Consider the following 21,218-nt stretch of genomic DNA (forward strand, 5'->3'; position numbering starts at 1 on the left):
GCAGCAACTGCTGCTCTTGAGGAATAAGCCGAAATCAGGTCAGAGAAGGTTCAAAAAATAATTTTCATTACTATATATCAACAACTTACTTCAAACAAAAAGAGGCCCGAAGGCCCCTTTGATATCAAGCGGTTCTCCTCAGTTCTGTCAGTCCAGCCCGCCCGGCAGGTTGGCTTCCAGTTCGACGGCACGGGCTTTTTTCTTGTCCTTGCCGAGGCGCAGCACATGGACAAAATCCGGATCATAGAGCTTGCTGTCGATAAAGTCCTTATCTTCGGACAGCACATGACCAACCAGGATCAGCGCCGTGCGGGTGATCTTGGCTTCCCGCGCCTTTTCCCTCAGGTCTTTCAGGGTGCAACGGATGATCAGCTCATCCGGCCAGGTCACGCGATAAGCGATCACTGCCGGACAGTCTTCGCCGTAATGCGGGATCAGGGTTTCCTGTACATGCTTAAGGTTCCGCACCGACAGGTGAATAGCCAGGGTCGCGCCTGACTTGCCAAAGGTATCCAGGTCTTCCCTGTTCGGCATGGCCGAAGATTTCATCGCCGTACGGGTCAGAATGATTGACTGGCTGACTTCCGGCAGTGTCAGTTCTTTCTGGATCACGGCAGAAGCTGCTGCATAGGCAGAAACCCCCGGCACAACTTCGTAATCTATACCCTTCTGATCCAGGCGGCGCATCTGCTCGGCGACCGACCCATAAAGGCAAGGGTCACCGGAATGGACCCGAGCTACATCCTTGCCGCCTTTATGGGCTTCAACCATATCGGCGATGATCTCGTCGAGGTTCATCGGCGCGGTGTCTTTGATCAGGGCACCTTCAGGAGCAAAATCAATCACCCCCTGCGGCACCAGAGATCCGGCATAGAGACAGACAGGACAGCGGGCAATCAGGTCCCGTCCGCGAATGGTAATCAGATCAGGCGCACCCGGACCGGCACCGATAAAATAGACGGTCATGCCGCTGTTTCCTCATTCTGGGATTTCACTTCGCCTGTCTCGTCGAAGTTTTCATAGAGATGGGCTTTTTTCTCGTAGCCGCGCGGGGTGTAGACCCAGCAGGAGCCATCAGACTTTTCGATCCGGCGCGATGTCGAGGAGCCGACCAGCACTACGGTCAGCATATCCACCTGATCCGGCGTCAGTTCATCCAGACGCAGCACCGTCATGCTTTCACCTTCCCGCCCGAGGTTCCGTCCCAGCATCACAGGTGTATCGGCGGGGCGATGCTTGAGCAGGATTTCGACTGCCGTCGCCAGCTGGCGGGTACGGCGGCGGGAGACCGGGTTGTAGAAAGCAATAACAAAATCACCCTGCGCCGCTGCATTCAGGCGCTTTTCAATCGCTTCCCAGGGGGTGAGCAGATCAGAAAGCGAGATGGTGCAGAAATCATGCCCCAGTGGCGCACCAATCCGGGCCGAGGCCCCCTGCAGGGCGGAAATGCCCGGGGTAACCTGAATGGCAACCCGGTTCCAGTCGGCGCGGTTGCCCCGGTCCAGCAGCTCAAATGTCAGCGCGGCCATGGCATAGATGCCCGGATCACCGGAACAGACCAGCGCCACAGCGCGCCCTTCTGCCGCAAGGTTAAGCGCGATACGAACCCGCATTTCCTCTTCGCCCAGCTCATAGCCGTGACGGCCTTTGCCCTCGGCCAGCGGGCCAAGCAGGTCGAGATAGAGGTGATAGCCGACAAGATCGGTTACTCCCCGGACAACACGATCAACCTCCGGCGCGCGCCAGCACTGGTCGCCCGGCCCAAGTCCGACGACAAAGAGCTTGCCCCGCGCCTGCCCCAGGGTCGAGACCTCGACGATCTCTGGCGCCTGACCAACGGCACAGGTCGCCCGTTTCGATTTGTGTTTGGCCACAAGAAGCTGACCCTTAGCCCCGACAGCAGCAAGGGCTGCCCCCTCTGAGACGCCGTGACAGCCAACTTCTTCGAAGACAACATCAGAAGGTGTCGCAAGCCGTGGAGCTTGTTCCTCGAGTATTGCAGCCGGGAAGAAGCGCGCAGGCACATCCAGTTCGGCCGCCAAGGCCTGAACCGCCGTTTCATCGGCTTTCACATCAATTGAGAAAACAGCCGCAACCGCTTTCTCTGACAGCCCTTCAGCTTTCAATGTTTCTCGCACCAGTGTCGAGAGTTCCTCAGCATCAGCATTGCGTTCACAGCCCACACCCAGCGACAGCACAGCCGGATGCAGCACCAGTTCCTTTTCAGATCCGGCCAGTGCCTTCTCTGTCACGGTAATTGTCAGCTCACCATCATCTGACAGTGGCAGCTTGCCCGCTTTGACCCAATCAGCGTTACCAACAAGGCGGACCGACGCCCCGGCCAGCACCTCGGCCATAAAGGCTTTGTAATCGCCAGGATTGCCCAGTTTCCAGCCTGCAGGCGGGTTATCCAGCGCAATGCCAAAACGATTGTCAGATGCCGTGGTGATCGCTGCGGTGACCTCCAGTTTGGCAGACAGCGTCTTGGCCAGATCATTGGCCCCGTGGTGCCCACCCAGCAGTGGCACAACCGCCGAGCCGTTTTCAGCCACTGCCAGCACAGGCGGCTCGGCCCGCTTGTCAGCCAGCAGTGGCGACAAAGCCCTGATCAGAACGCCAGCAGCACAGATTCCGACAATGGCACGTCCTTCCCGAAACAGTGATTGCAGGTGGCTGATGGTTTCTTCGAAAGAAACATCGGCGCCGTCTACACGACCGCTGCGACCGTGAACTTCACCGGCACCAAAAGCATCGCGCAGACGACGGGCCAGTTTGGCCCCTTCGGCGGTCAGGGCAACAAAAGCGGGAGAGTGATCAAATTTTTGCGTCATTATAGTGTCCAGGCTTCACCACGTTTGTGGATCAGGATCATTGAAAAGTAGGGTGCCTTGGCATCACCAACTTCACTCAGGGGCATTATTTTCTGATTGTCCATTGTCGCGCGCTCCACATAGCGGGCACAGTCAACCAGATCCAGCTCTTCCAGAATGGTTCGAATTTTTTCAAAATGGCGGCCGACCTTGATGATTGCCGCGGCCTGCACATTGCGCAGGCGCTGTTTCATAATGTCGGCGTCGACCGGGCCGGGGATAATGGTCATCACATCATTGCGTGCCGCCAGCGGTGCACCAACCATTGCCGAACAGGCCATCAGGGAAGATACCCCCGGCACCACCTCGACATCGAAGCGCTCCATCATCCGGCCAAAAAGGTACATAAACGATCCATAGAAAAAGGGATCACCTTCACAGAGCACCACCACATCTTGCCCCGCCTCCAGATAGACACTCAGGTCTTCGGCCGCCTTGTCATAAACATCCTGCGCCGGGAAACGTTCTGTCACCATCGGGATACGGATCGGGTATTCGACCTGTCCGCCCGGCAGATGATCCGCCACGATGGAACGGGCCAGACTGTCGCCGACATCCGGTGCCGGATAGGCCAGTACAGGCGCGCCCTGGATCAGGCGCAAAGCCTTGAGAGTAAGAAGCTCGGGGTCGCCGGGACCAATCCCGACACCATAAAGCTTTCCTGATGTTTTATTGGCCATATTCTTTCGTTACCACAAACTGGGTCACGGTCATGGCAGAGCGCCAGCCGTGATAGGGTCCTACAGGAGAAGCATGACTGACCGCAATACGGTTCAGCTCTCCCCCGACTTTTTTATGCCATTCATAAAGCTGATTCTCCCCTTCGAGCGTCACAACATTGGCGACAAAGCGCCCTCCAGGGTTCAAAAGCGCCCAGCAACGCTCGAAAATCCCTTCACTGGTTGCACCGCCGCCGATAAAGATCGCATCGGGATGTTCGCCTTTTTGGCTCAGCTGATCCAGCGCGGAAGGCAAAGCACCGTCATGGATGGCAAGGAAGGGAGTTCCCAGGGCCTGGGCATTGGATGCAATCATGGTCAGGCGTTCGCTGTTGCGCTCGACAGCCACCGCCCTCGCGCCGCGCGCTGCGCGCATCCATTCGATAGAGATCGACCCGCAGCCGGCACCAAGATCCCAGAGCAGCTGTCCCGGAACCGGAGTCAGTGCTGCAAGCGTGGCCGCCCGGACGATCCTCTTGGTCATCTGGCCATCATGGAGGAAAGCATCGTCCGGCAGGCCCGGCGTATTGGCATAAACACGGGCGTGACCCGTCGCAATACAGTCGACGGCGATCGTATTCAGATCAGCTGAAACCGGGTGATCCCAACAGTGGGCAATACCTTCCATCTGCTGTTCATTCTCTCCGCCCATATGCTCCAGCACGGTGATCCGGCTGTCGCCAAAGCCCCGTTTGGTCAAAAGATCAGCAACTTCTCCCGGTGTCTTGCCGTTTTCACTGAGCATCAGCAGACGGGCACCAGGCTGTATATAACTTTGCAGCAAACTTAACGGCCTGCCATGCAGGGTCAGAAGATCGACTTCCATCAAGGGCCAACCCAGACGGGCACAGGCCAGGGAATAGGCCGAAATTCCCGGCACTATGCGCATTTCCGTCGCAGAAAGCTGTTTGGCAAAGGTTGCCCCGACACCAAAACACATGGGGTCCCCGGTCGCGAGAACACAGATTTTTTCTCCGCGGCGGGCCAGCACCCTTTTGACCATGCCAGAAAAAGGATTTCCCCAGACAAGCTGTTCGCGAGGATCTTCGCCCAGCATTGACAGATGGCGCTCCCCGCCGACGATCACTTCGGCCTGTTCCAGCAAACTGCGAGCAACCGGGGTCAGACTGTCAAGCCCCTCTTCTCCGATCCCCAGTATCGTCAGCCAGGCCGCCTGCGTCATTGATTGTCCTTTGCCACAGCGTTCAGGGCGGCCGAGGCAATGGCACTGCCTCCCCGACGTCCGCGCAATGTCATATAGGGTACGCCGATATTTGCCTCGATCAAGGCTTCCTTTGATTCTGCAGCGCCAACAAAACCAACGGGAAAGCCAAGGATTACTGCAGGCTTCGGCGCTCCATCCGCAAGAATCTCCAGCAAATGAAACAAGGCTGTCGGCGCATTGCCGATCACAACAACCGCGCCCTCCAGATGCTCTCGCCACAATTCAACAGCAGCAGCAGAGCGGGTATTGCCAATTTCCAGTGCCAGTCCCGGCACCCGCTCGTCCGTCAGGGGACAGAGCACAGCATTATCAGCCGGAAGACGGTTGCGGATAATCCCGTCCATGGCCATACGGCAGTCAGCAATGATCGGTACCCCGGCCTTTAGCGCCGCACGTCCTTTGGCAGCCGCATCACTGGTCCAGGCAAGGTCATCAACAACTTCCGGCATACCACAGGCGTGGATAATACGGACGGCAACATCGGCGATATCCGCTGGCATTTTGCTCAAATCAGCCGCTGCCTGGATCTGGGCGAAAGACTGACGATAGATCTCCTGCGGATCACGAATATAGTCATAGATAACAGACATACAGCTTCCCCTTGCCCGGACTAGACGCCCTTGACGCCCTTTTTCATGGTGACCGGCCCCAGCGGGTGATCCGCATGGGGATAGGGATGATGGTGGTGATCGTGCCCGTGCGCATGATCGTGACTATGATCGTGATGACTGTGTCCATGATCGTGGTCATGCCCGTGGTCATGCCCGTGATTGTGATCATGCCCGTGGTCATGGCTATGCCCGTGACTATGCGCATGATCGTGAGCATGGTCTTCCGCAGGCCCCGTCCCGATCCCTTCCACATGGTGGTGATGACTTTCCTGCGGCAGACCGATCTCGGCCTCGAAACCCAGCACCTGCTCGCGGTATTTGCAGAGCTTGCAGTTCATCAGGTTCGCGCCGTCCAGAATTTCCTGTACCCGGTCGGCAAAGGCATCCAGCACCTTTGGATGGTCGGACAGATAAGGCGCCTTGACAAATTCAATCTCTGGATGGCGTGCAGCAACCACATCCGTGTAGTCATAGATGCGCTTGACCAGTATTCCTGTAAAAAGAAAATAGGGGAAAACAATGATCCGTTTATAGCCAAGCTTGGTGGCGTGTTCCAGACCCGGCTCCACCAGCGGGAAGGTCACACCGGAATAGCAGACTTCGCCCCAGCCAAAACCAAAACCTTCCCACAGCAGACGCATGACCTTGCTGACGTTGGAATTGGCATCAGGGTCAGATGCACCGCGCCCGACCACCATCAGCATGGTGTCATGGATCGGCACCTCGCCGCTGCTGGCATTGGCCGCATCGACGGCTTCCTGAATACGCGCCCCGGCGGCGGCGATCAGTTTCGGATCAATGCCCAGTTCACGACCATATTCGATTTTCATTTCCGGATGCTGCGCCTCATAGGTCCTCAGCACCGACGGAATATCATTTTTGGCGTGCCCGGCGGCAAAGAGCATTCCCGGAATCGCCAGTACCAGATCGTGCCCGGCTTCGCGCAGGTTATCCAGACCGGTGCGGATAATCGGTGTGGCAAATTCAAGGAAACCACTGTCGACCACATATTGGGGCAGGCGTTCGCGGATCCCGCGGGCAACGGAGTCAAACTCGCGCACAGCGCCTTCATCACGGCTGCCATGTCCACAGACCATCACACCAATCTTGGTTCCGTTCTCTGCCATTTTCTCATCTCTTCCTATTTGACGGCGACATCTTCGGTCCCCTCGTACAGTATTTTTATCTATCCACGCACACGAGTACTTGACCTGGAACAGCGGCGCTAACATTGTCACGCCATGTTATTGTCCTTTTTGCTCCAAGAGCCACTTTTTTTACCCGTCCTGACCCTGATCATCGCCATCCTGATCGATGCGGCAATCGGGGATCCGACACGCCTCTACAAGATCATTCCCCACCCCGTGGTCCTCATCGGCAAAGCCATAGAACTCACAGAAATCCGGCTAAACCGTAATCGGGACAGTCGGTCATTCCGTATCGTTCTCGGCGCCCTGCTGGCTCTGGGGATCATCTCGTTAAGTACTGCTGTCGGTCTTATACTCTCACACCTTTCAGGGCAAGTCCCCCATGGCTGGATTATCGAATCGCTTCTGGCTTCCAGCCTGATTGCCTATCGCGGGTTGGGCAAAGCGGTACAGCATGTTGCGACAGAACTCGCCCTTGGCCTGAAGTCTGGTCGCCTCGCTATTCGCCATCTCGTTGGCCGCGACCCCGAAAGCCTGAACGAAGCCGGGATCAGTCGCGCCGCCATCGAAAGCATGGCCGAGAACTTTTCCGACGGGGTCGTTGCACCCGTTTTCTGGTTTGCAGTCTTTGGCCTGCCCGGTATCTGTGCCTACAAGGCAATCAACACTCTCGACAGCATGATCGGCCACAGGAACGAGCGTTATGAAGCCTTCGGGAAGTTTGCGGCCCGGTTGGATGATCTGGTCAACCTGATCCCGGCCCGCCTCGCCGGACTGTTTTTTGTTCTTGCCGCTCTGTTGGTGCCGGGTGCCTCGCCATCACGAGGCTTGAGAATCATGTTCCGTGATGCCGGTTTACACCGCTCACCCAACGCTGGCTGGCAGGAAGCTGCCGTGGCCGGAGCACTTGGCTTTGCCCTGGCGGGTCCCCGGACCTATCCCGGCTACGTGGTCGATGACCCCTTTATGGGCGACGGCGGCCGAAAAGATCTCGACGCTCCCGATATCCGCCAGGCGCTCAAACTCTATCTCGGCGCAGGTTTCTGGATGCTGGTCGCCGTTGCGACCCTGTTGCTACCTTCCCTATTGTAATTTTTTTAAAGGGACCTAGAGCAAACTTTTTGCCAGCCCCAGCAGCGCCAGAACCATCAAGAGACAAAGCACAAAATAACGATAGTGCAGCGCCGAACTGCGCTTGAAAACCTTGTTCCCCAGCCAGATCCCCAAGAGTACAGGAAGCACCAGCACTGCGGTTCTGGCAAGAGTCACCAGATCAAGCAGCCCTGCAAAGATCAGTGCCCCGGTGCCATAGGCATCCAGAATCAGGAAATAGAGATTGAGCGTCGCCCGGACAGCTTCGGCAGGCAGTGCCACGGCCATCATATAGATCGCCACGGGCAGGCCACCGATTGACGCCGCCCCATTGGCCAAACCGGACAGCAGGCCAACTGAAAAATTTCGTCCCCCGGTTTCACGCAATACAAGTGAACGGCCAAAAAACAGCAATAGGCTTGCTGCCAGAACACTCAGAGAAATCGCAATTCGCAAGGGGTCGGGTGCAATAAACTTGAGGATCAGAACCCCAATGGGCACGCCGAGCGCAGCCCCTATCAGTAACCAGCGTAACAGCGGCCAATGGATGGCGCTCCAGGTCATGCGCGCCATCACCAGACTGGAGATCATCTCCAGCAGCAGGGCAATCGGCACCACTTCGCTGGGCAGCAGGATCAGCGTCAGGGACGTCACGATCAGGGCAGAAAGGCCAAAGCCGGAAAACCCCCGGCACAGCCCGGCCACCAATCCACAAGCCAGCACCATCCAGAATTCCGGCAACAGGAGTTCTGTCCAGATTAACAGCTGTTCCATTTCTTTCCCCCCGGGATCACCCGCGACTCGCGCGTTGGATTGATCAGTTTAGAGAGACTATCCGGCTTTTGGTCGTACCAGTTGGAAAACTTCGTTGATCACAGCGTAATCCTGATAGCCGAGCCGGGCCAGAGGGCGCATTTTCGTCGCATCGACCAGCCCATTGGTCAGGCAGGATTCATCAATATGAATACCAACAACCTCGCCCAGTACCATCGTAGAATGCTGACCTGCGGCATTGGCGGGCAGTTCAAGTGATTTGAACAACCTGCATTCGAAATGCACTGGCGCCCCCTTGACCCGGGGTGGTGTGACCATAGTCGAGGATAATTTTTCAAGCCCTGCTGCCTCAAACTCATCGACAGAAAAAGGAGCCGGCTTGGAACTTTCGTTCATGGCGTTCCGCTGTTCCCAGGACACCAGATTAAACACGAACTCTTCGGTCTCGAGGATATTGCGCAGGGAATCCTTGATCCCCTCTTCACGGCCATCGGGCGAAAAACCAACGCCGATTATCGGCGGTTCATCGGAAAAAGCGTTAAAATAACTGAAAGGAGCAAGATTACAGACACCGGCGGCGGACTGCGTTGAAATCCAGGCTATCGGGCGCGGCAGAACACAGCCCTTGAAAGGGTTATGCGGTAATCCCTGCTCCAGATGATGCCCCGGCTGAAAAAACATTCCTGCTCTCCTGAAATACATACTGTCTATGAAAGGAACAGGAGCCTAGACGCTTTTCGGGCAAAGAAAAAGGGCGGAAAATCCGCCCTTTTCAAAACAGATTCAGGATAAATCAGAACTCGATACCGCGCTGAGCCTTGATATTCTGATCGCGGAATGGATGTTTCACCAGCGTCATTTCGGTGACCAAATCAGCAATCTCAATCATTTCATCCTTGGCATTGCGCCCGGTGATGACGATGTGCAGATCTTCCGGTTTGTCCTCGAGAAAATCGATAACCTCTTCCAGCACCAGATGGTCATAGCGCAGGGTGATGTTCAGCTCATCCAGAATGATCATGTTGTATTTCGGGTTTTCCCCGCGACAAGCATTGATCATTTCCTTGGATTTTTCCCAGGCTTTCTCGGCCGCAGAGATATCCCGCGCCCGATCTTGCGTATCCCAGGTAAAGCCTTCGCCCAGAGCGTACATCTCGACCTGATCAGGGAATTTCTCCAGCACATATTTTTCCCCGGTTTCCCACTTGCCTTTGACAAACTGGACGACCCCGATTTTCATGCCGTTACCAACTGCGCGGGTTGCCAGACCAAAAGCCGCTGTGGACTTGCCTTTTCCCTTGCCCGTATGAACGATGATCAGACCTTTTTCATTCACCTTGCTTGAAAGCATCTTGTCTCTGGCGGCCTTGCGCTTACGTGATTTTTCGTTCGCGCGCTCAAAAGCCGCCTGATCCAGAGTGCTCTCGTCCTGCTGGTTTTCTGCTTCGGACATTCTGTTTCTCCCAAATCCTGTTTATTTCTCAATTCTCTTTTCCCGCCAGCTTATCAACTGGCGGCAAGCTGTTCCAGCATCGCCCGCGCCGAATTCGACTTCGCTTGCCACAGGTTTCTGTCCTGTGCCTCGATCAGACGTTCCGCCATTTCCTTCAGGGCCGCGGCATTGTTCTGTTCCAGAAATTCGCGCACGCTGTCATCCATCAGATAGGCGTCGAACACAGCATCAAAATGATGATCCTCAACTACTTTCGCCGTCGCGGCAAAGGCAAAAAGATAATCGACTGTTGCCGCCATCTCGAACGCCCCTTTGTAACCGTGGCGCATCACCCCCTCAATCCACTTGGGGTTAACCACACGGGCGCGCACCACACGGGCAATTTCTTCCTGCAGGGTTCTGATCTGGGGACTTTCCGGCCGGGAGTGGTCGTTGTGATACACCACAGGCTGCGTGCCGGACAGATGACGGATCGCCGCGGTCACACCACCTTCGAATTGATAATAGTCATCAGAATCCAGCAGATCGTGTTCGCGGTTATCCTGATTGTGGACCACCGCCTCGACATCGCGCAGGCGGTTTTCAAACAGGCTGTGCCCGGCTTCCCCATTACCGCCGCTGCCATAGGCATAACCGCCCCAGGCAATATAGGCCCGGGCCAGATCACCGTCATTTTCCCAGCCGCGCTCGTCAATCAGGGCCTGTAGTCCCGCGCCATAAGCCCCCGGTTTGGAGCCGAAAACCCGATAGCCGGATCGCTGCGTTGCCGTCTTCTCGTCCAGTCCCCGCGCCATAAGCTCGGCTTTTTCCGTGACAACTCTTGCCGCCAGCGGGTTCATTTTCTCTGGTTCATCCAGCGCGGCAACAGCGCGGGCTGCGGAATCAAACAGATCAATCTGTGCCGGGAAGGCATCTCTGAAAAAACCCGAGACCCGGAGTGTTACATCAACCCGCGGACGGTCCAGCACCGACAGCGGCAGGATTTCGAACCCGATGACCCGACGCGATGTTGGCTCCCACTGCGGCTGCACCCCCATCAGGGCCAGTCCCTGTGCAATATCATCGCCGCCGGTACGCATGTTCGAGGTGCCCCAGGCGGACAAGACCATGCGTTTGGGCCAGCTGCCGTTTTCCTGACGGTAGCGCTCGATCATCAGATTGGCCGACTTCCAGCCCAGTTGCCAGGCCGCAGGGGTTGGCACGACCCGCGAATCAACCGAATAGAAATTCCGCCCCGTCGGTAGCACATCCGGTTTGCCCCGGGTTGGCGCACCAGAGGGTCCCGGCTCAACAAAGCGTCCGTCCAGTCCGCGCAAGGCACCATCGATTTCGCTGGCCCCGCAGGACCGCACAATCGGCGCAAGCTGTTGTTGGATCTTTGTCACAACCGCAAAGGTCGCGGGCCAGTCTTGCGGCACCTCAATTTCGCCAGCCACAAGTCGGGCGGCCAGAATTTCCAGACGCTCTACCGTGTCGCCATTGCTGCGCCAGCTGCCTTCACCCTGCAGCACCTCCGGGCGTGGCCCGTTCCAGGCATCACCGAACCGACAATCCAGCGGGTCAAATTCTAACGGGAAGCCCAGATCTTTTGCCAAAGCTCGGATCAGCGAGGCATCCCCGCCCTTGCCGTCGCCCCGAGGCAGTCGGGTCAGGGCGACCAACAGATCATGCAGCAAGCGCCCCTCCGGCGACTGGCCAAAGATATGCAGCCCGTCGCGGATCTGCATTTCCTTCAGTTCACAAAGATAGTTATCCAGCTTGGACAGGGCAGCATCTTCATCATCCTGTTCGGAAATACCGCAGTCCTTGTCCAGTCCGATCCTTTGCGTCAGCTTCAGGATTTCATCCCGCAGCAGCTTAAGCCGCCGGGGATCAACCCCCGCCGCTTCATAGTACTCATCACAGAGCTGTTCCAGATCTGCGAGTGGCCCATAGGATTCAGCGCGTGTCAGCGGTGGGGTCAGGTGATCGATGATCACCGCCTGGGCCCGACGCTTTGCCTGGGTCCCCTCGCCGGGATCATTGACAATAAAGGGATAGAGATGCGGCATCGCCCCGAAAACAACTTCCGGGAAACAGACACTCGACAGCGCCAGTGACTTGCCCGGCAGCCACTCCATGTTGCCGTGTTTGCCCATATGGACAATGGCGTGCACCTGCTCGGCCTGACGCAGCCAGGCATAAAAAGCCAGATAACCATGCGGCGGCACCAGATCGGGCGAATGGTAAGTCTCGACCGGATTGATGTTGTAGCCGCGCGCGGGCTGCAGCCCGACAATGATCTTGCCACAGTGAAAGGCCGACACCGCGAAAGCCGACTGTTCCGGCATGAAGAAAGGATCTTTCTCCGGCCCGCCCCAGCGTTCTTCGACGGCGTCACGTACCGCTTCGGGCAAGGCCTGCCAAAACGCCTGATAGGTCGAAAGGCTCAGGCTCTCGCGCACAATGCGCCCGTCCACCGCTGCGTTGGTTGGTCCCTCAGCCATGCGTTCGACCAGCGCGTTGCCATCCCCGGGGATATCGGCCACGTCATAACCCGCCGCCGCCATAGCCTTGAGCAGTTCGACGGTTCCTGCCGGAGTATCCAGGCCGACCCCGTTGCCCATGCGCCCGTCCCGGTTGGGATAGTTGGCCATGATCAGCGCCACCTTGCGCTCTGCCGCCGGGCAGTTTCGCAAGCGCAGCCAGTTGACCGCCAACTCAGCGACAAAGTCGATCCGGTCCGGCACTTCCTGATGGCAGACCACCGAGCATTCTGTAGCCGCATCAAAGCGGGCTTCAGATTTGAACGATACCGCGCGGGAGAGAATACGTCCGTCCACTTCGGGCAGGGCCACGTTCATGGCGATATCGCGCGCCGACAGACCGCTGAGACCTTCACGCCAGGCTGTTTCGTTGCCGCCGGAAAAAATCACCTGCAGGATCGGGCAATCGACCACATCAAACGGCGTTTGCTTGCGCTCGGCCCCCGGCGTTGAAATCGCAAAACCTGTGGCATTGAGGATGATCCCCGCCCCGGCCTCAGACAGATAATTGCTAACAATCCCGGCAGAAACCGGCTCCTTGAGCGAGGAACAATAGAGCGGCAGCGGATTGATCCCCTTGTCGCGCAAAGACCGGACCAGCGCATCAACCGGGGCCAGATCGGCGGATTGCAGCAGCGCCCGATAGAACACGATTGCGGCAACGGGTGCGCCCTCGATCCATTTCGCTTTCAGATCGTCAAGATCAGGCGTATCAAGACCGGGCCAGTAGACCCCCGCACGCAACAGCGGTTTAGGCTCGACCCAGTCAAACTCCCGGCCCAACAGAGACGCCAGATAACAGAGCGAATTGCGCGCATTATCCGGGCCGCCGTGGATAAAGTACTGCCAGATCCGGTGATAGCTTTCCTGCGAAACGCTGGAATAGGCCGCCAGCTCGGCATCGGGCTGATCATCGCCCGGCAGCAGCACCAGCGGGATTTTTTTCGCTTTGCAGACGGCTCTGAGCTGTTCCACACCATAGGGCCAGTAGCCAATTCCGCCGAGAATACGGGCAACAACAAATTTGGCCTCCGCCACCATATCCTCGACATAAAGATCGACAGACATGTTGTGCGACAGCTGCATCAGGTTGGCCAGCCGCAGCGTGGGATAACCGTCTCCTAACAGCTGGCGGGCCTGAACCAGACTGGCCAGTTCGGTATCCGCGGCTGAAAGGATCAGGATATCACCGGGCGACTGCCCCAAATCAACGGCGTCAGACCCGTCGGCAATCATCCCCGGCTGGGCTTGTAACAGATGCATAAACGTCTTCTCTTTGCCTGCGATGGCCCACGAAAGATTGGCCCCAGAGGATCAGGAAGCGGGAGAAAGCCTCAAAACAACGCCCCCTCCCACAGATTAAAAGCCTTATCAGGCCGTCATTTCGGCCCGGATTGCCGCTTCGTCCATGTCGTGATCGCCGATCACCACCAGACGGCTGCGACGGACTGCGGCATCAGACCATTCCTGATCATAATACTGCTGGAAACGACTACCGACGCCCTGAACAACCAGCCGCATGTCCTTGCCGGCAACGGCGACAAAGCCCTTCACCCGCAGGATTTCGTGTTTGGCGACGATTGGCAGCAACTTGGCGATCAACGCTTCGGGGTCAGCAATCTCGCCGAACTCGACAGCAAAGCTTTCGAAGTCGTCGTGATCGTGCTCGTGGCCGTCATCGTGATGGGAATGGCGCGAGTCCAGATCGTCCTCGGCGGCGGCTTCCAGTCCCAGCAGGACCGAGGCATCGATCTCGCCGTGCGAGATCTTGACGATCTTCACTTCCGGGCGGATTTCCTTGCGCACAGCTTCCAGCACCCGGTCCATGTCGCCTTCTTCCAGCAGATCAAGCTTGTTGATCACCACCATATCGGCACAGCCCAGCTGCTCTTCGAACAGTTCTTCCAGCGGGCTTTCATGATCCAGATTGTCATCGGCGGCGCGTTGTGCTTCGATCGCCTGCGGGTTGGAGGCAAAAAGCCCGTCGGCCACAGCGCGCCCGTCAACCAGGGTAATCACCCCGTCCACGGTCACGCGGGTTCTGATTTCCGGCCAGTTGAACGCCTTGACCAGCGGCTTGGGCAGGGCGAGGCCAGAGGTTTCGATGATAATATGATCCGGCGGTGTTTCGCGGTTCAACAGCTTCTCGATTGTCGGGATGAAATCATCGGCGACGGTGCAGCAGATACAACCGTTGGCCAGCTCCAGCACGTCCTCGTCATTGCAGCCTTCGATGTTGCAGCCCTTGACGATATCGCTGTCCACGCCCAGATCACCAAATTCATTGATGATCAGCGCCAGCTTGCGTCCGCCTGCGGTTTTCAAAAGGTGCTGGATCGTGCTGGTTTTTCCAGCACCCAGAAATCCGGTGATCACTGTTGCCGGAATTTTTTTAGTCTGTGCCATCTGTTTATCTAAATCCTGCGTTCGTTTTTCAAATTCAGCCCAAGCGGCCTCAATAGCATTTCAATCCGGCTACTCCGCTGCAGGCTTGACCCGCATCGGCAATCCGGAAACCATAAAAACAACCGAGGGAACGGCCGCGGCGATGCGCTGGTGCAATCGGCCTGCATGGTCCCTGAAATCTCGTGACATCTTGTCCATGGGAACGATTCCCAATCCAACCTCGTTGGAAACTAGCACAACCGGGCCCGCCAGTTCAGGTAAAGCCGCGACCAGTTGTGCACCTTCCACGTCAGGATCACGCCCTGCCATCATCAGATTGGTGACCCAGAGCGTCAGACAGTCAACCAGCACCACCGCATCCGGGCGACAGATTTTGCGCAAGCGCGCCACCAGTTCCAGCGGCTCTTCAAAGGTCTGCCAGCGCGACCCCCGACGCAGCTTGTGCTCGTCGATCCGCGCGTCCATCTCGTCGTCCCAGGCCTGCGCCGTCGCCAGATAGAGACAATCCCCCGGCTGGCCTTCGACCAGTTGCTCGGCATAACTGCTCTTGCCCGAGCGGGCCCCACCAAGAACCAGTGTATGTGGCACAGACGCTTCTCTCCCGGTCATCGGCCGTTTTCTCCCCTGTCACCTGCATCAATAACAGATGACTTTTCCCTTTGATCGCCAGAGGATGCAAGGCAATTTTGCCAAAAGGGCAATCGGCAAGGCAATCACCAGAAAACATTCGACAGTCTCCGGCTTTCCATGCAAATTTCTACAGGACGGCCCCCTAACTGCGCCGCCCCTTAACTGTGAGTGACACCCTGATCAATGAAAAAACCGGATTTCGACGACAGCTTCTGTAATGGTTTGACCCAGCTTCTGGAATGGCGTCGCGATGTCCGACACTTCAAAACCACGGCCCTGCCCGATGGATTGCTCGATACCCTGCTTGATCTGGCCTGCCTTGCGCCCTCCGTCGGCAACAGCCAGCCCTGGCGCTTTGTCCTGGTTGAAGACGACAACACCCGGCAGGCCATCCGGGAAAATTTCCAACGGGCAAACAGCCAGGCGCTTGAGGGCTATGACGGCGACCGCGCCCGGCTTTACGCCAGTCTCAAGCTCGAAGGCATGGACAAGGCCCCGGTACAGCTGGCGGTTTTTGCCAACGAACAAACAGAACAGGGCCACGGCCTCGGCCATCAGTCCATGCCGGAAATGCTGCGGTACTCTGCTGTGCTCGCCGTCCATACCCTCTGGCTGGCTGCCAGAGCCTACGGCGTCGGTCTGGGCTGGGTTTCCATCCTTGACGCGGACGAAGTGAGCAAAACACTCGCAGTCCCCGAAGACTGGAAACTGGTCGCCTACTGCTGCATCGGCTACCCGGAACAGGAAGACGACACACCCGAGCTGGTCAAGCTCGGCTGGCAGGATCGGCAGGCCGACTGCCGAAAAGTCCTCAAACGCTGAAAGAAAACCAAACCCTCTTTTACTCAGCCCGGCCAGCAGCTTATAGTAATCTGAATTTTTCTGTGTGTATCGTCCGATCTCTTTAAGACAGCCCTGCGTAAGCCGGAAGGCTGGGAAGGAGACCGTGAAATTTTGCCAATTCAACGCCGGACTCCCGAGAATGCGCCAACCAAAGATTTTCACGACACTCCAAAGCTATAGCTGGCAACTTTTTGTCCATGACCTTCTGGCCGGAGCAACCGTTGCCATGGTTGCCCTGCCCCTCAGCCTCGCCATCGCCATTGCATCGGGTGCCGACCCTTCCAAGGGCATGATCACCGCGATTGTCGGCGGCTTTCTGATTTCACTTTTTGGCGGCAGCCGGGTTCAGATCGGCGGACCGACCGGGGCTTTTATTGTCGTTGTCTTCGGGGTAATCGCCCAACATGGCTATGACGGTCTGGTTCTGGCAAGCTTTATGGCGGGGATTATTCTGCTGGTTGGCGGCTATTTTCGTGCCGGAAACCTGATTGCCTTCGTGCCCGAGGCCGTGGTGAACGGCTTCACCATTGGCATCGGCATCATCATCGCCACCAGCCAGCTGAAAGATTTTCTTGGCCTGTCCCTCGACAGGGTTCCCGCCGACTTTCTGGAAAAAATCCCCGCGCTCTGGGACGCCCGGACAAGCTTCAGCCCGGCGACTTTTTCCATTGCGCTGATCACCCTCGCCCTGATCCTGATCCTGCGCCGGGCCGCCCCGCGCTTTCCCGGCCTTATCGTGGCGGTCGGGGTTGGTTCTGCCCTTGTCGCCTTTCTACTGCTGCCCGTAGATACCCTCGGCTCCCGCTTTGGCGAACTGCCAAGCCAGATGCCCTGGCCGCAGTTGCCCGACTTTTCGCTCTCCCGGATTATTGAACTTCTGCCCTCGGCTTTTGTTATTGCCTTTCTGGCCGGGGTTGAATCGCTGCTTTCGGCCATGGTCGCCGACAAAATGATCACGGGGCACCACAGACCAAATGCGGAACTGACGGCCCAGGGCATTGCCAATATCGGCTCTGCCCTCTTCACAGGTCTGCCCGTGACAGGCGCAATTGCCCGAACCGCAACCAACATCAAGGCAGGTGGAAAAACCCCCGTCGCTGGCCTCGTCCATGCCCTGATCATTCTGCTGGTGATGTTACTTGCTGCCCCGCTGGCAAGCTATCTGGCCATGCCCGCCCTTGCCGCCCTGCTGATCGTGACGGCCTGGAACATGACCGAACCTCACAAATGGCGCGAATACGCGCGCGGCAGGAAAAGCGACATTATGCTTTTGCTTCTCACCCTCGCCCTGACGGTGCTTGTTGATCTGACGGTGGCCATTGGCGTTGGTGTCTCCGTGGGTCTGGCCCTGCGTCTGAGTCGCCGGAAAACTGTAGAAAGCGACTGGTCATCACCCGACAGGTACTGATGCATCGAAACCTGAGTGCTTCAGCTCCTGCCTCCTTCTTCAGGGAAGATAGGTAAATTCAGAGGCAGAAGAACAAACTCGTTAACACAATAGGTCTCTTTCGACCTAAAGCAGATACTTTGAATTGTTAAGAATTAAACCTGAGAACAATTGATTTACACTCGATAAAAGATACTTTTTTTGCCCATAAAATAGATTCTTGGACTTCAGGTTCATGTCGATCCAGTGCTTCTTGAGACCAATATTTCCTAGGAGCACCAATAGGAAGATTATCGACTTCAGAAGACACAACAGTAAAAGCTAAAAAGTCCTTATCATCTTCAGAAAGGCCAACTTCGAATCTGAGCGTTGATAATTCAATTGCACCTTCTAGATAATGCACCGAGCCATCAATCATGCCACGAGCCACTTCTGCTGCGCGCTGCCTCTTCTTCTCGACGTATTCCTCATGACTCATTTTCATGGAGTGCTTTTCCAGATAATGGCTGAACCCATACAAACTTAAATTTATAGAGATTCTACCGCCATAAAGGGTACAGTAACTTCAATCCCTTCCCATATCGTAAAGAGCGGATGGGTAATCCACTCTTTACGATAGGAAAGTAAGCTCCCGCCTATAAATAAGGCTAATAAAATCTAAACCCTAAGCCTCTTTGCCCAGCGACTTCGAGGCCATTTCATAGACATCGCCTGAGAGTTTCTCGGTTGCCAGAATGCGCTTGAGTTCTGCTTTCATCATTTTCTGATGCCGGACATTCATCCGGCGCCAGCCGCCCAGCGGGGCGAGGATGCGCGAGGCCACCTGTGGATTGATCGCGTTCATGTGGATGATGCTGTCGGCAAGGAAACGATAGCCTTCACCGTCTTCCGCGTGGAATCGCGCCGGGTTCGCTGAGGCAAAGGCCCCGATCAGCGCCCGGACCTTGTTCGGGTTTTTATAGGAAAAGCCGGGGTGGGCGGTCAGTGCCTTGATCCGGTCCAGCACATCGGGCAGCCGCGAACAGGCCTGGACCATAAACCACTTGTCCATCACCACCGGGTCCTGCTGATAACGCTGTTCAAAGGCGGCAAGGGCGGCTTCGCGCTCGGCACCTGTAAAGTCGTTCAGGAGCGTCAGCGCGGCCATGCGGTCGGTCATGTTGTCGGCGGCTTCAAAATGGCGCACCACCAGTTCGCGACAGGTGGGATCATTTTCAAAGGTCGCGAGATAGTCCAGCGCCGCCGTGCGCAACGCCCGGCGCCCCATCGCGGCCGCATCGGGGCTGTAGGCCATCCCGTCTGCACCCTGCTGGTACAGGTCTTTCAGGCTGGCAAACAGATCTGTCGCGATTTTATGTTTGAAAAAGGTCTTCGCCTTTTCCGCCGCGTCAAAATCGGCAACTTGCATCTGGTCGGTGATATAGCTGATCGACGGCAGGGTCATCAGCTGGGCGACAAAGGCGGGGTCGAGGTCGGGGTTGGCGATATTGCGGGCCAGCGCCCGGGCAAAACCGGGGGTGTAGACAGGCTCCCGGCCCGACTGGATCTCGCCGATCATCTTGAGCAGCAGGCGCGAGGCAGAGGATTGGGCCGCTTCCCAGCGGTTAAAGAGGTCGCTGTCGTTTTCCATCAGGAACAGCAGTTCGTCATCGCTGTACATCGCCGAGAGCTTGACCGGTGCGGAAAATCCCCGGTTGATTGAAGGCACGGCCCCTGCGGGGACATCGGTGAAGGAAAAGCTTTGCTGTTCGCGGTCGAACCGCAGGGTTTTGCTGTTGCTCCTGCTGTTATCCGGGCTGTTGTCGCCCTGAAGGGTCAGCGGGATATCGCGCCCGTCCTGCCCCAGCAGACCGACGGTCAGCGGGATATGCAGCGCCTGTTTGTCGTGCTGTCCGGGGGTGTCTGCGGTCTGTTGTGACAGGGTCAGGCTAAAGACGCCCGCCGCCGCATCCTGTTGCCAGGAAGCACTGACATCCGGTGTGCCCGCCTGGCTGTACCACAGCCGGAAATGTTTGAGATCGACGCCATTGGCATCTTCCATCGCCGCGACAAAGTCTTCGCAGGTGACGGCCTGATTGTCATGGCGTTGGAAATAGAGGTCGATGCCCTTGCGGAAGCCTTCTCGCCCGAGGATTTCCTGCATCATACGGATCACCTCGGCGCCTTTTTCATAGACCGTGGCAGTATAGAAATTGTTGATCTCGATATAGCTTTCCGGGCGGATCGGGTGCGACAGCGGCCCGGAATCTTCGGGGAACTGACGCGCGCGCAGGGTTCTGACATCCTGTATGCGCTTGACCGGGGCCGAGCGCATATCCGACGAAAACTCCTGATCGCGATAGACCGTCAGCCCTTCCTTGAGGCTGAGCTGGAACCAGTCGCGGCAGGTCACGCGGTTTCCGGTCCAGTTGTGGAAATATTCGTGGGCGACAATCGCCTCGATCCGTTCAAAGTCCGCATCGGTTGCCGTATCCGGGCTGGCCAGAACACATTTGGAGTTAAAGATATTCAGGCTTTTGTTTTCCATCGCGCCCATGTTGAAATCATCAACCGCGACGATGTTGAAAATATCCAGATCGTATTCCAGCCCGAAACGTTCTTCATCCCAGCGCATGGAGCGGATCAGGGAATCCATGGCAAAGGCACATTTGTCTTCATTGCCATGCTGCACATAGATCTTCAGGGCAACATCCCGGCCGCTGCCGGTTTTATAGCTGTCTTCGTAACAGGCCAGATCTCCCGCCACCAGCGCAAAGAGATAACAGGGTTTGGGGAAAGGGTCGTGCCACTTGGCCCAATGTTTGCCGTCTTGTCCCTTGCCGCTGGAAACCAGATTGCCGTTCGACAGCAGCACCGGATATTTTGCCTGATCCGCATGCAGGGTGACGCTGTAGGTCGCCATAACATCAGGGCGGTCGGGGTAAAAGGTAATGCGGCGGAAGCCTTCGGCCTCGCACTGGGTACAGAAATTCCCGCCGGAGAGATACAGCCCCTCAAGCCGCGTGTTCAGGACCGGGTCGATCCGGGTTTCGACCGCCAGTTCAAAGCTGTCGGGCAGGCCGTCGATTTGCAGGGAGAATTCCTCGAGCTGATAGTCCGCCTCCTTCAGCGCCCGGCCATCGACGGCAAGCGAGAGCAGCTCCAGCGTGTCGCCATCCAGATGCAGCGGGCCAGAGGAATCAGAGCCAGAGGAATTCGGATTGCGCCGGGCCTTGAGCAGGGACTTGACCCGGGTGCCTTCCGGCTCGAGGAAAAATTCCAGATCCACATGATCAATAAAAAAAGCAGGCGGGGTATAGTCTTGTAATTTAATCGCTTTTGGTTGTTCAGTCTTCATTGTGCCTCACCCTGCTGCTTTTCTCTTTTGATCGGAATTGATCACCAAAGAAGTAAACGCGCCCTGACAAACTGCCAGAGCCTCTTTTTCCTGTGGATTTAAAAGTGCTCCGGAATCCAGATTGTGAATCCGGATTTTCCCCCAGGAGATCTCCATAGTGTCTGAAACAGACAGCAAGGACAATCCTCCTAATACGAT

17 protein-coding genes are annotated in these 21,218 nt (G+C 56.9%); 3 read left to right on the forward strand and 14 right to left on the reverse strand.

Annotation, left to right across the window (positions count from 1 at the left end; all coding sequences use genetic code 11):
- Nucleotides 1-147: 147 nt before the first annotated feature.
- Genes cobM through B152_RS0120385 form a run of 6 tightly spaced genes read right to left on the reverse strand, consistent with a single transcriptional unit; the run spans nt 148 to nt 6,552 of the window.
- Complete coding sequence (cobM, locus tag B152_RS0120360; protein ID WP_020594302.1) at nt 148-966, reverse strand: precorrin-4 C(11)-methyltransferase; 819 nt, start codon at nt 964-966, stop codon at nt 148-150.
- Nucleotides 963-2,831 carry a precorrin-3B C(17)-methyltransferase gene (gene cobJ / locus B152_RS0120365; RefSeq protein ID WP_020594303.1) on the reverse strand — a complete coding sequence of 623 codons (1,869 nt, stop codon included), beginning with the start codon at nt 2,829-2,831 and terminating at the stop codon, nt 963-965. The genes cobM and cobJ overlap by 4 nt, the downstream gene beginning before the upstream one ends.
- Nucleotides 2,831-3,550: a precorrin-2 C(20)-methyltransferase gene (locus tag B152_RS0120370; protein WP_020594304.1), complete on the reverse strand. Its 720-nt coding sequence runs from the start codon at nt 3,548-3,550 to the stop codon at nt 2,831-2,833. The genes cobJ and B152_RS0120370 overlap by 1 nt, the downstream gene beginning before the upstream one ends.
- Entirely contained in the window at nt 3,540-4,772 is a 1,233-nt protein-coding gene (cbiE, locus tag B152_RS0120375; protein WP_020594305.1) for a precorrin-6y C5,15-methyltransferase (decarboxylating) subunit CbiE, read from the reverse strand. Before cbiE ends, B152_RS0120370 begins: the two co-directional genes overlap by 11 nt.
- On the reverse strand, nt 4,769-5,404 hold the full coding sequence (locus tag B152_RS0120380; protein WP_020594306.1) for a precorrin-8X methylmutase: 636 nt from the start codon (nt 5,402-5,404) through the stop codon (nt 4,769-4,771). Before B152_RS0120380 ends, cbiE begins: the two co-directional genes overlap by 4 nt.
- Before the next feature lie 20 nt (nt 5,405-5,424).
- A complete protein-coding gene (locus tag B152_RS0120385) occupies nt 5,425-6,552 on the reverse strand; it encodes a sirohydrochlorin chelatase (RefSeq protein ID WP_020594307.1) in 1,128 nt (375 codons plus the stop codon).
- A gap of 129 nt (nt 6,553-6,681) precedes the next feature.
- Between B152_RS0120385 and cbiB the strand changes: the two genes are divergently transcribed.
- Entirely contained in the window at nt 6,682-7,665 is a 984-nt protein-coding gene (gene cbiB, locus B152_RS0120390; protein WP_211212262.1) for an adenosylcobinamide-phosphate synthase CbiB, read from the forward strand.
- A gap of 15 nt (nt 7,666-7,680) precedes the next feature.
- Here the strand turns inward: cbiB and B152_RS0120395 are convergent, their stop codons facing one another.
- The 6 genes from B152_RS0120395 to cobU form a co-directional block, all read right to left on the reverse strand.
- Nucleotides 7,681-8,439: a sulfite exporter TauE/SafE family protein gene (locus B152_RS0120395; protein WP_020594309.1), complete on the reverse strand. Its 759-nt coding sequence runs from the start codon at nt 8,437-8,439 to the stop codon at nt 7,681-7,683.
- A gap of 57 nt (nt 8,440-8,496) precedes the next feature.
- Nucleotides 8,497-9,120 carry a flavin reductase family protein gene (locus B152_RS0120400; RefSeq protein WP_020594310.1) on the reverse strand — a complete coding sequence of 208 codons (624 nt, stop codon included), beginning with the start codon at nt 9,118-9,120 and terminating at the stop codon, nt 8,497-8,499.
- A 112-nt stretch (nt 9,121-9,232) separates the two neighbouring features.
- Entirely contained in the window at nt 9,233-9,892 is a 660-nt protein-coding gene (cobO, locus tag B152_RS0120405) for a cob(I)yrinic acid a,c-diamide adenosyltransferase (RefSeq protein WP_020594311.1), read from the reverse strand.
- A 53-nt stretch (nt 9,893-9,945) separates the two neighbouring features.
- Nucleotides 9,946-13,680 carry a cobaltochelatase subunit CobN gene (cobN, locus tag B152_RS0120410; RefSeq protein WP_020594312.1) on the reverse strand — a complete coding sequence of 1,245 codons (3,735 nt, stop codon included), beginning with the start codon at nt 13,678-13,680 and terminating at the stop codon, nt 9,946-9,948.
- Between the two features lie 108 nt (nt 13,681-13,788).
- A complete protein-coding gene (cobW, locus tag B152_RS0120415; protein WP_020594313.1) occupies nt 13,789-14,823 on the reverse strand; it encodes a cobalamin biosynthesis protein CobW in 1,035 nt (344 codons plus the stop codon).
- Between the two features lie 69 nt (nt 14,824-14,892).
- The gene (cobU, locus tag B152_RS0120420) at nt 14,893-15,432 is read right to left on the reverse strand and encodes a bifunctional adenosylcobinamide kinase/adenosylcobinamide-phosphate guanylyltransferase (RefSeq protein ID WP_020594314.1); all 540 of its coding nucleotides are present in this window, start codon (nt 15,430-15,432) and stop codon (nt 14,893-14,895) included.
- A gap of 204 nt (nt 15,433-15,636) precedes the next feature.
- Here cobU and bluB point away from each other — a divergent pair, with 204 nt between their 5' ends.
- Nucleotides 15,637-16,275: a 5,6-dimethylbenzimidazole synthase gene (bluB, locus tag B152_RS0120425; RefSeq protein WP_020594315.1), complete on the forward strand. Its 639-nt coding sequence runs from the start codon at nt 15,637-15,639 to the stop codon at nt 16,273-16,275.
- Nucleotides 16,276-16,435: 160 nt separating this feature from the next.
- The gene (locus B152_RS0120430; protein ID WP_020594316.1) at nt 16,436-17,704 is read left to right on the forward strand and encodes a SulP family inorganic anion transporter; all 1,269 of its coding nucleotides are present in this window, start codon (nt 16,436-16,438) and stop codon (nt 17,702-17,704) included.
- Nucleotides 17,705-17,831: 127 nt separating this feature from the next.
- Here the strand turns inward: B152_RS0120430 and B152_RS0120435 are convergent, their stop codons facing one another.
- On the reverse strand, nt 17,832-18,167 hold the full coding sequence (locus B152_RS0120435; protein ID WP_020594317.1) for a DUF2489 domain-containing protein: 336 nt from the start codon (nt 18,165-18,167) through the stop codon (nt 17,832-17,834).
- Between the two features lie 180 nt (nt 18,168-18,347).
- Complete coding sequence (gene pepN, locus B152_RS0120440; RefSeq protein WP_020594318.1) at nt 18,348-21,020, reverse strand: aminopeptidase N; 2,673 nt, start codon at nt 21,018-21,020, stop codon at nt 18,348-18,350.
- Between the last annotated feature and the right edge of the window lie 198 nt (nt 21,021-21,218).

This window comes from Kiloniella laminariae DSM 19542, assembly GCF_000374005.1.
Lineage (GTDB): Bacteria > Pseudomonadota > Alphaproteobacteria > Kiloniellales > Kiloniellaceae > Kiloniella > Kiloniella laminariae.

What these genes read in the sequence shown, in the direction of transcription:
- B152_RS0120380 (WP_020594306.1), bottom strand. Translation starts at nt 5,404, where the DNA reads ATGTCTGTTATCTATGACTATATTCGTGATCCGCAGGAGATCTATCGT.
- B152_RS0120370 (WP_020594304.1), bottom strand. Translation starts at nt 3,550, where the DNA reads ATGGCCAATAAAACATCAGGAAAGCTTTATGGTGTCGGGATTGGTCCC.
- cobO (WP_020594311.1), bottom strand. Translation starts at nt 9,892, where the DNA reads ATGTCCGAAGCAGAAAACCAGCAGGACGAGAGCACTCTGGATCAGGCG.
- pepN (WP_020594318.1), bottom strand. Translation starts at nt 21,020, where the DNA reads ATGAAGACTGAACAACCAAAAGCGATTAAATTACAAGACTATACCCCG.
- cobW (WP_020594313.1), bottom strand. Translation starts at nt 14,823, where the DNA reads ATGGCACAGACTAAAAAAATTCCGGCAACAGTGATCACCGGATTTCTG.
- B152_RS0120395 (WP_020594309.1), bottom strand. Translation starts at nt 8,439, where the DNA reads ATGGAACAGCTGTTAATCTGGACAGAACTCCTGTTGCCGGAATTCTGG.
- bluB (WP_020594315.1), top strand. Translation starts at nt 15,637, where the DNA reads ATGAAAAAACCGGATTTCGACGACAGCTTCTGTAATGGTTTGACCCAG.
- cbiE (WP_020594305.1), bottom strand. Translation starts at nt 4,772, where the DNA reads ATGACGCAGGCGGCCTGGCTGACGATACTGGGGATCGGAGAAGAGGGG.
- B152_RS0120430 (WP_020594316.1), top strand. Translation starts at nt 16,436, where the DNA reads ATGCGCCAACCAAAGATTTTCACGACACTCCAAAGCTATAGCTGGCAA.
- cobM (WP_020594302.1), bottom strand. Translation starts at nt 966, where the DNA reads ATGACCGTCTATTTTATCGGTGCCGGTCCGGGTGCGCCTGATCTGATT.
- cobJ (WP_020594303.1), bottom strand. Translation starts at nt 2,831, where the DNA reads ATGACGCAAAAATTTGATCACTCTCCCGCTTTTGTTGCCCTGACCGCC.
- B152_RS0120400 (WP_020594310.1), bottom strand. Translation starts at nt 9,120, where the DNA reads ATGTTTTTTCAGCCGGGGCATCATCTGGAGCAGGGATTACCGCATAAC.
- cobU (WP_020594314.1), bottom strand. Translation starts at nt 15,432, where the DNA reads ATGACCGGGAGAGAAGCGTCTGTGCCACATACACTGGTTCTTGGTGGG.
- B152_RS0120385 (WP_020594307.1), bottom strand. Translation starts at nt 6,552, where the DNA reads ATGGCAGAGAACGGAACCAAGATTGGTGTGATGGTCTGTGGACATGGC.
- cobN (WP_020594312.1), bottom strand. Translation starts at nt 13,680, where the DNA reads ATGCATCTGTTACAAGCCCAGCCGGGGATGATTGCCGACGGGTCTGAC.
- B152_RS0120435 (WP_020594317.1), bottom strand. Translation starts at nt 18,167, where the DNA reads ATGAAAATGAGTCATGAGGAATACGTCGAGAAGAAGAGGCAGCGCGCA.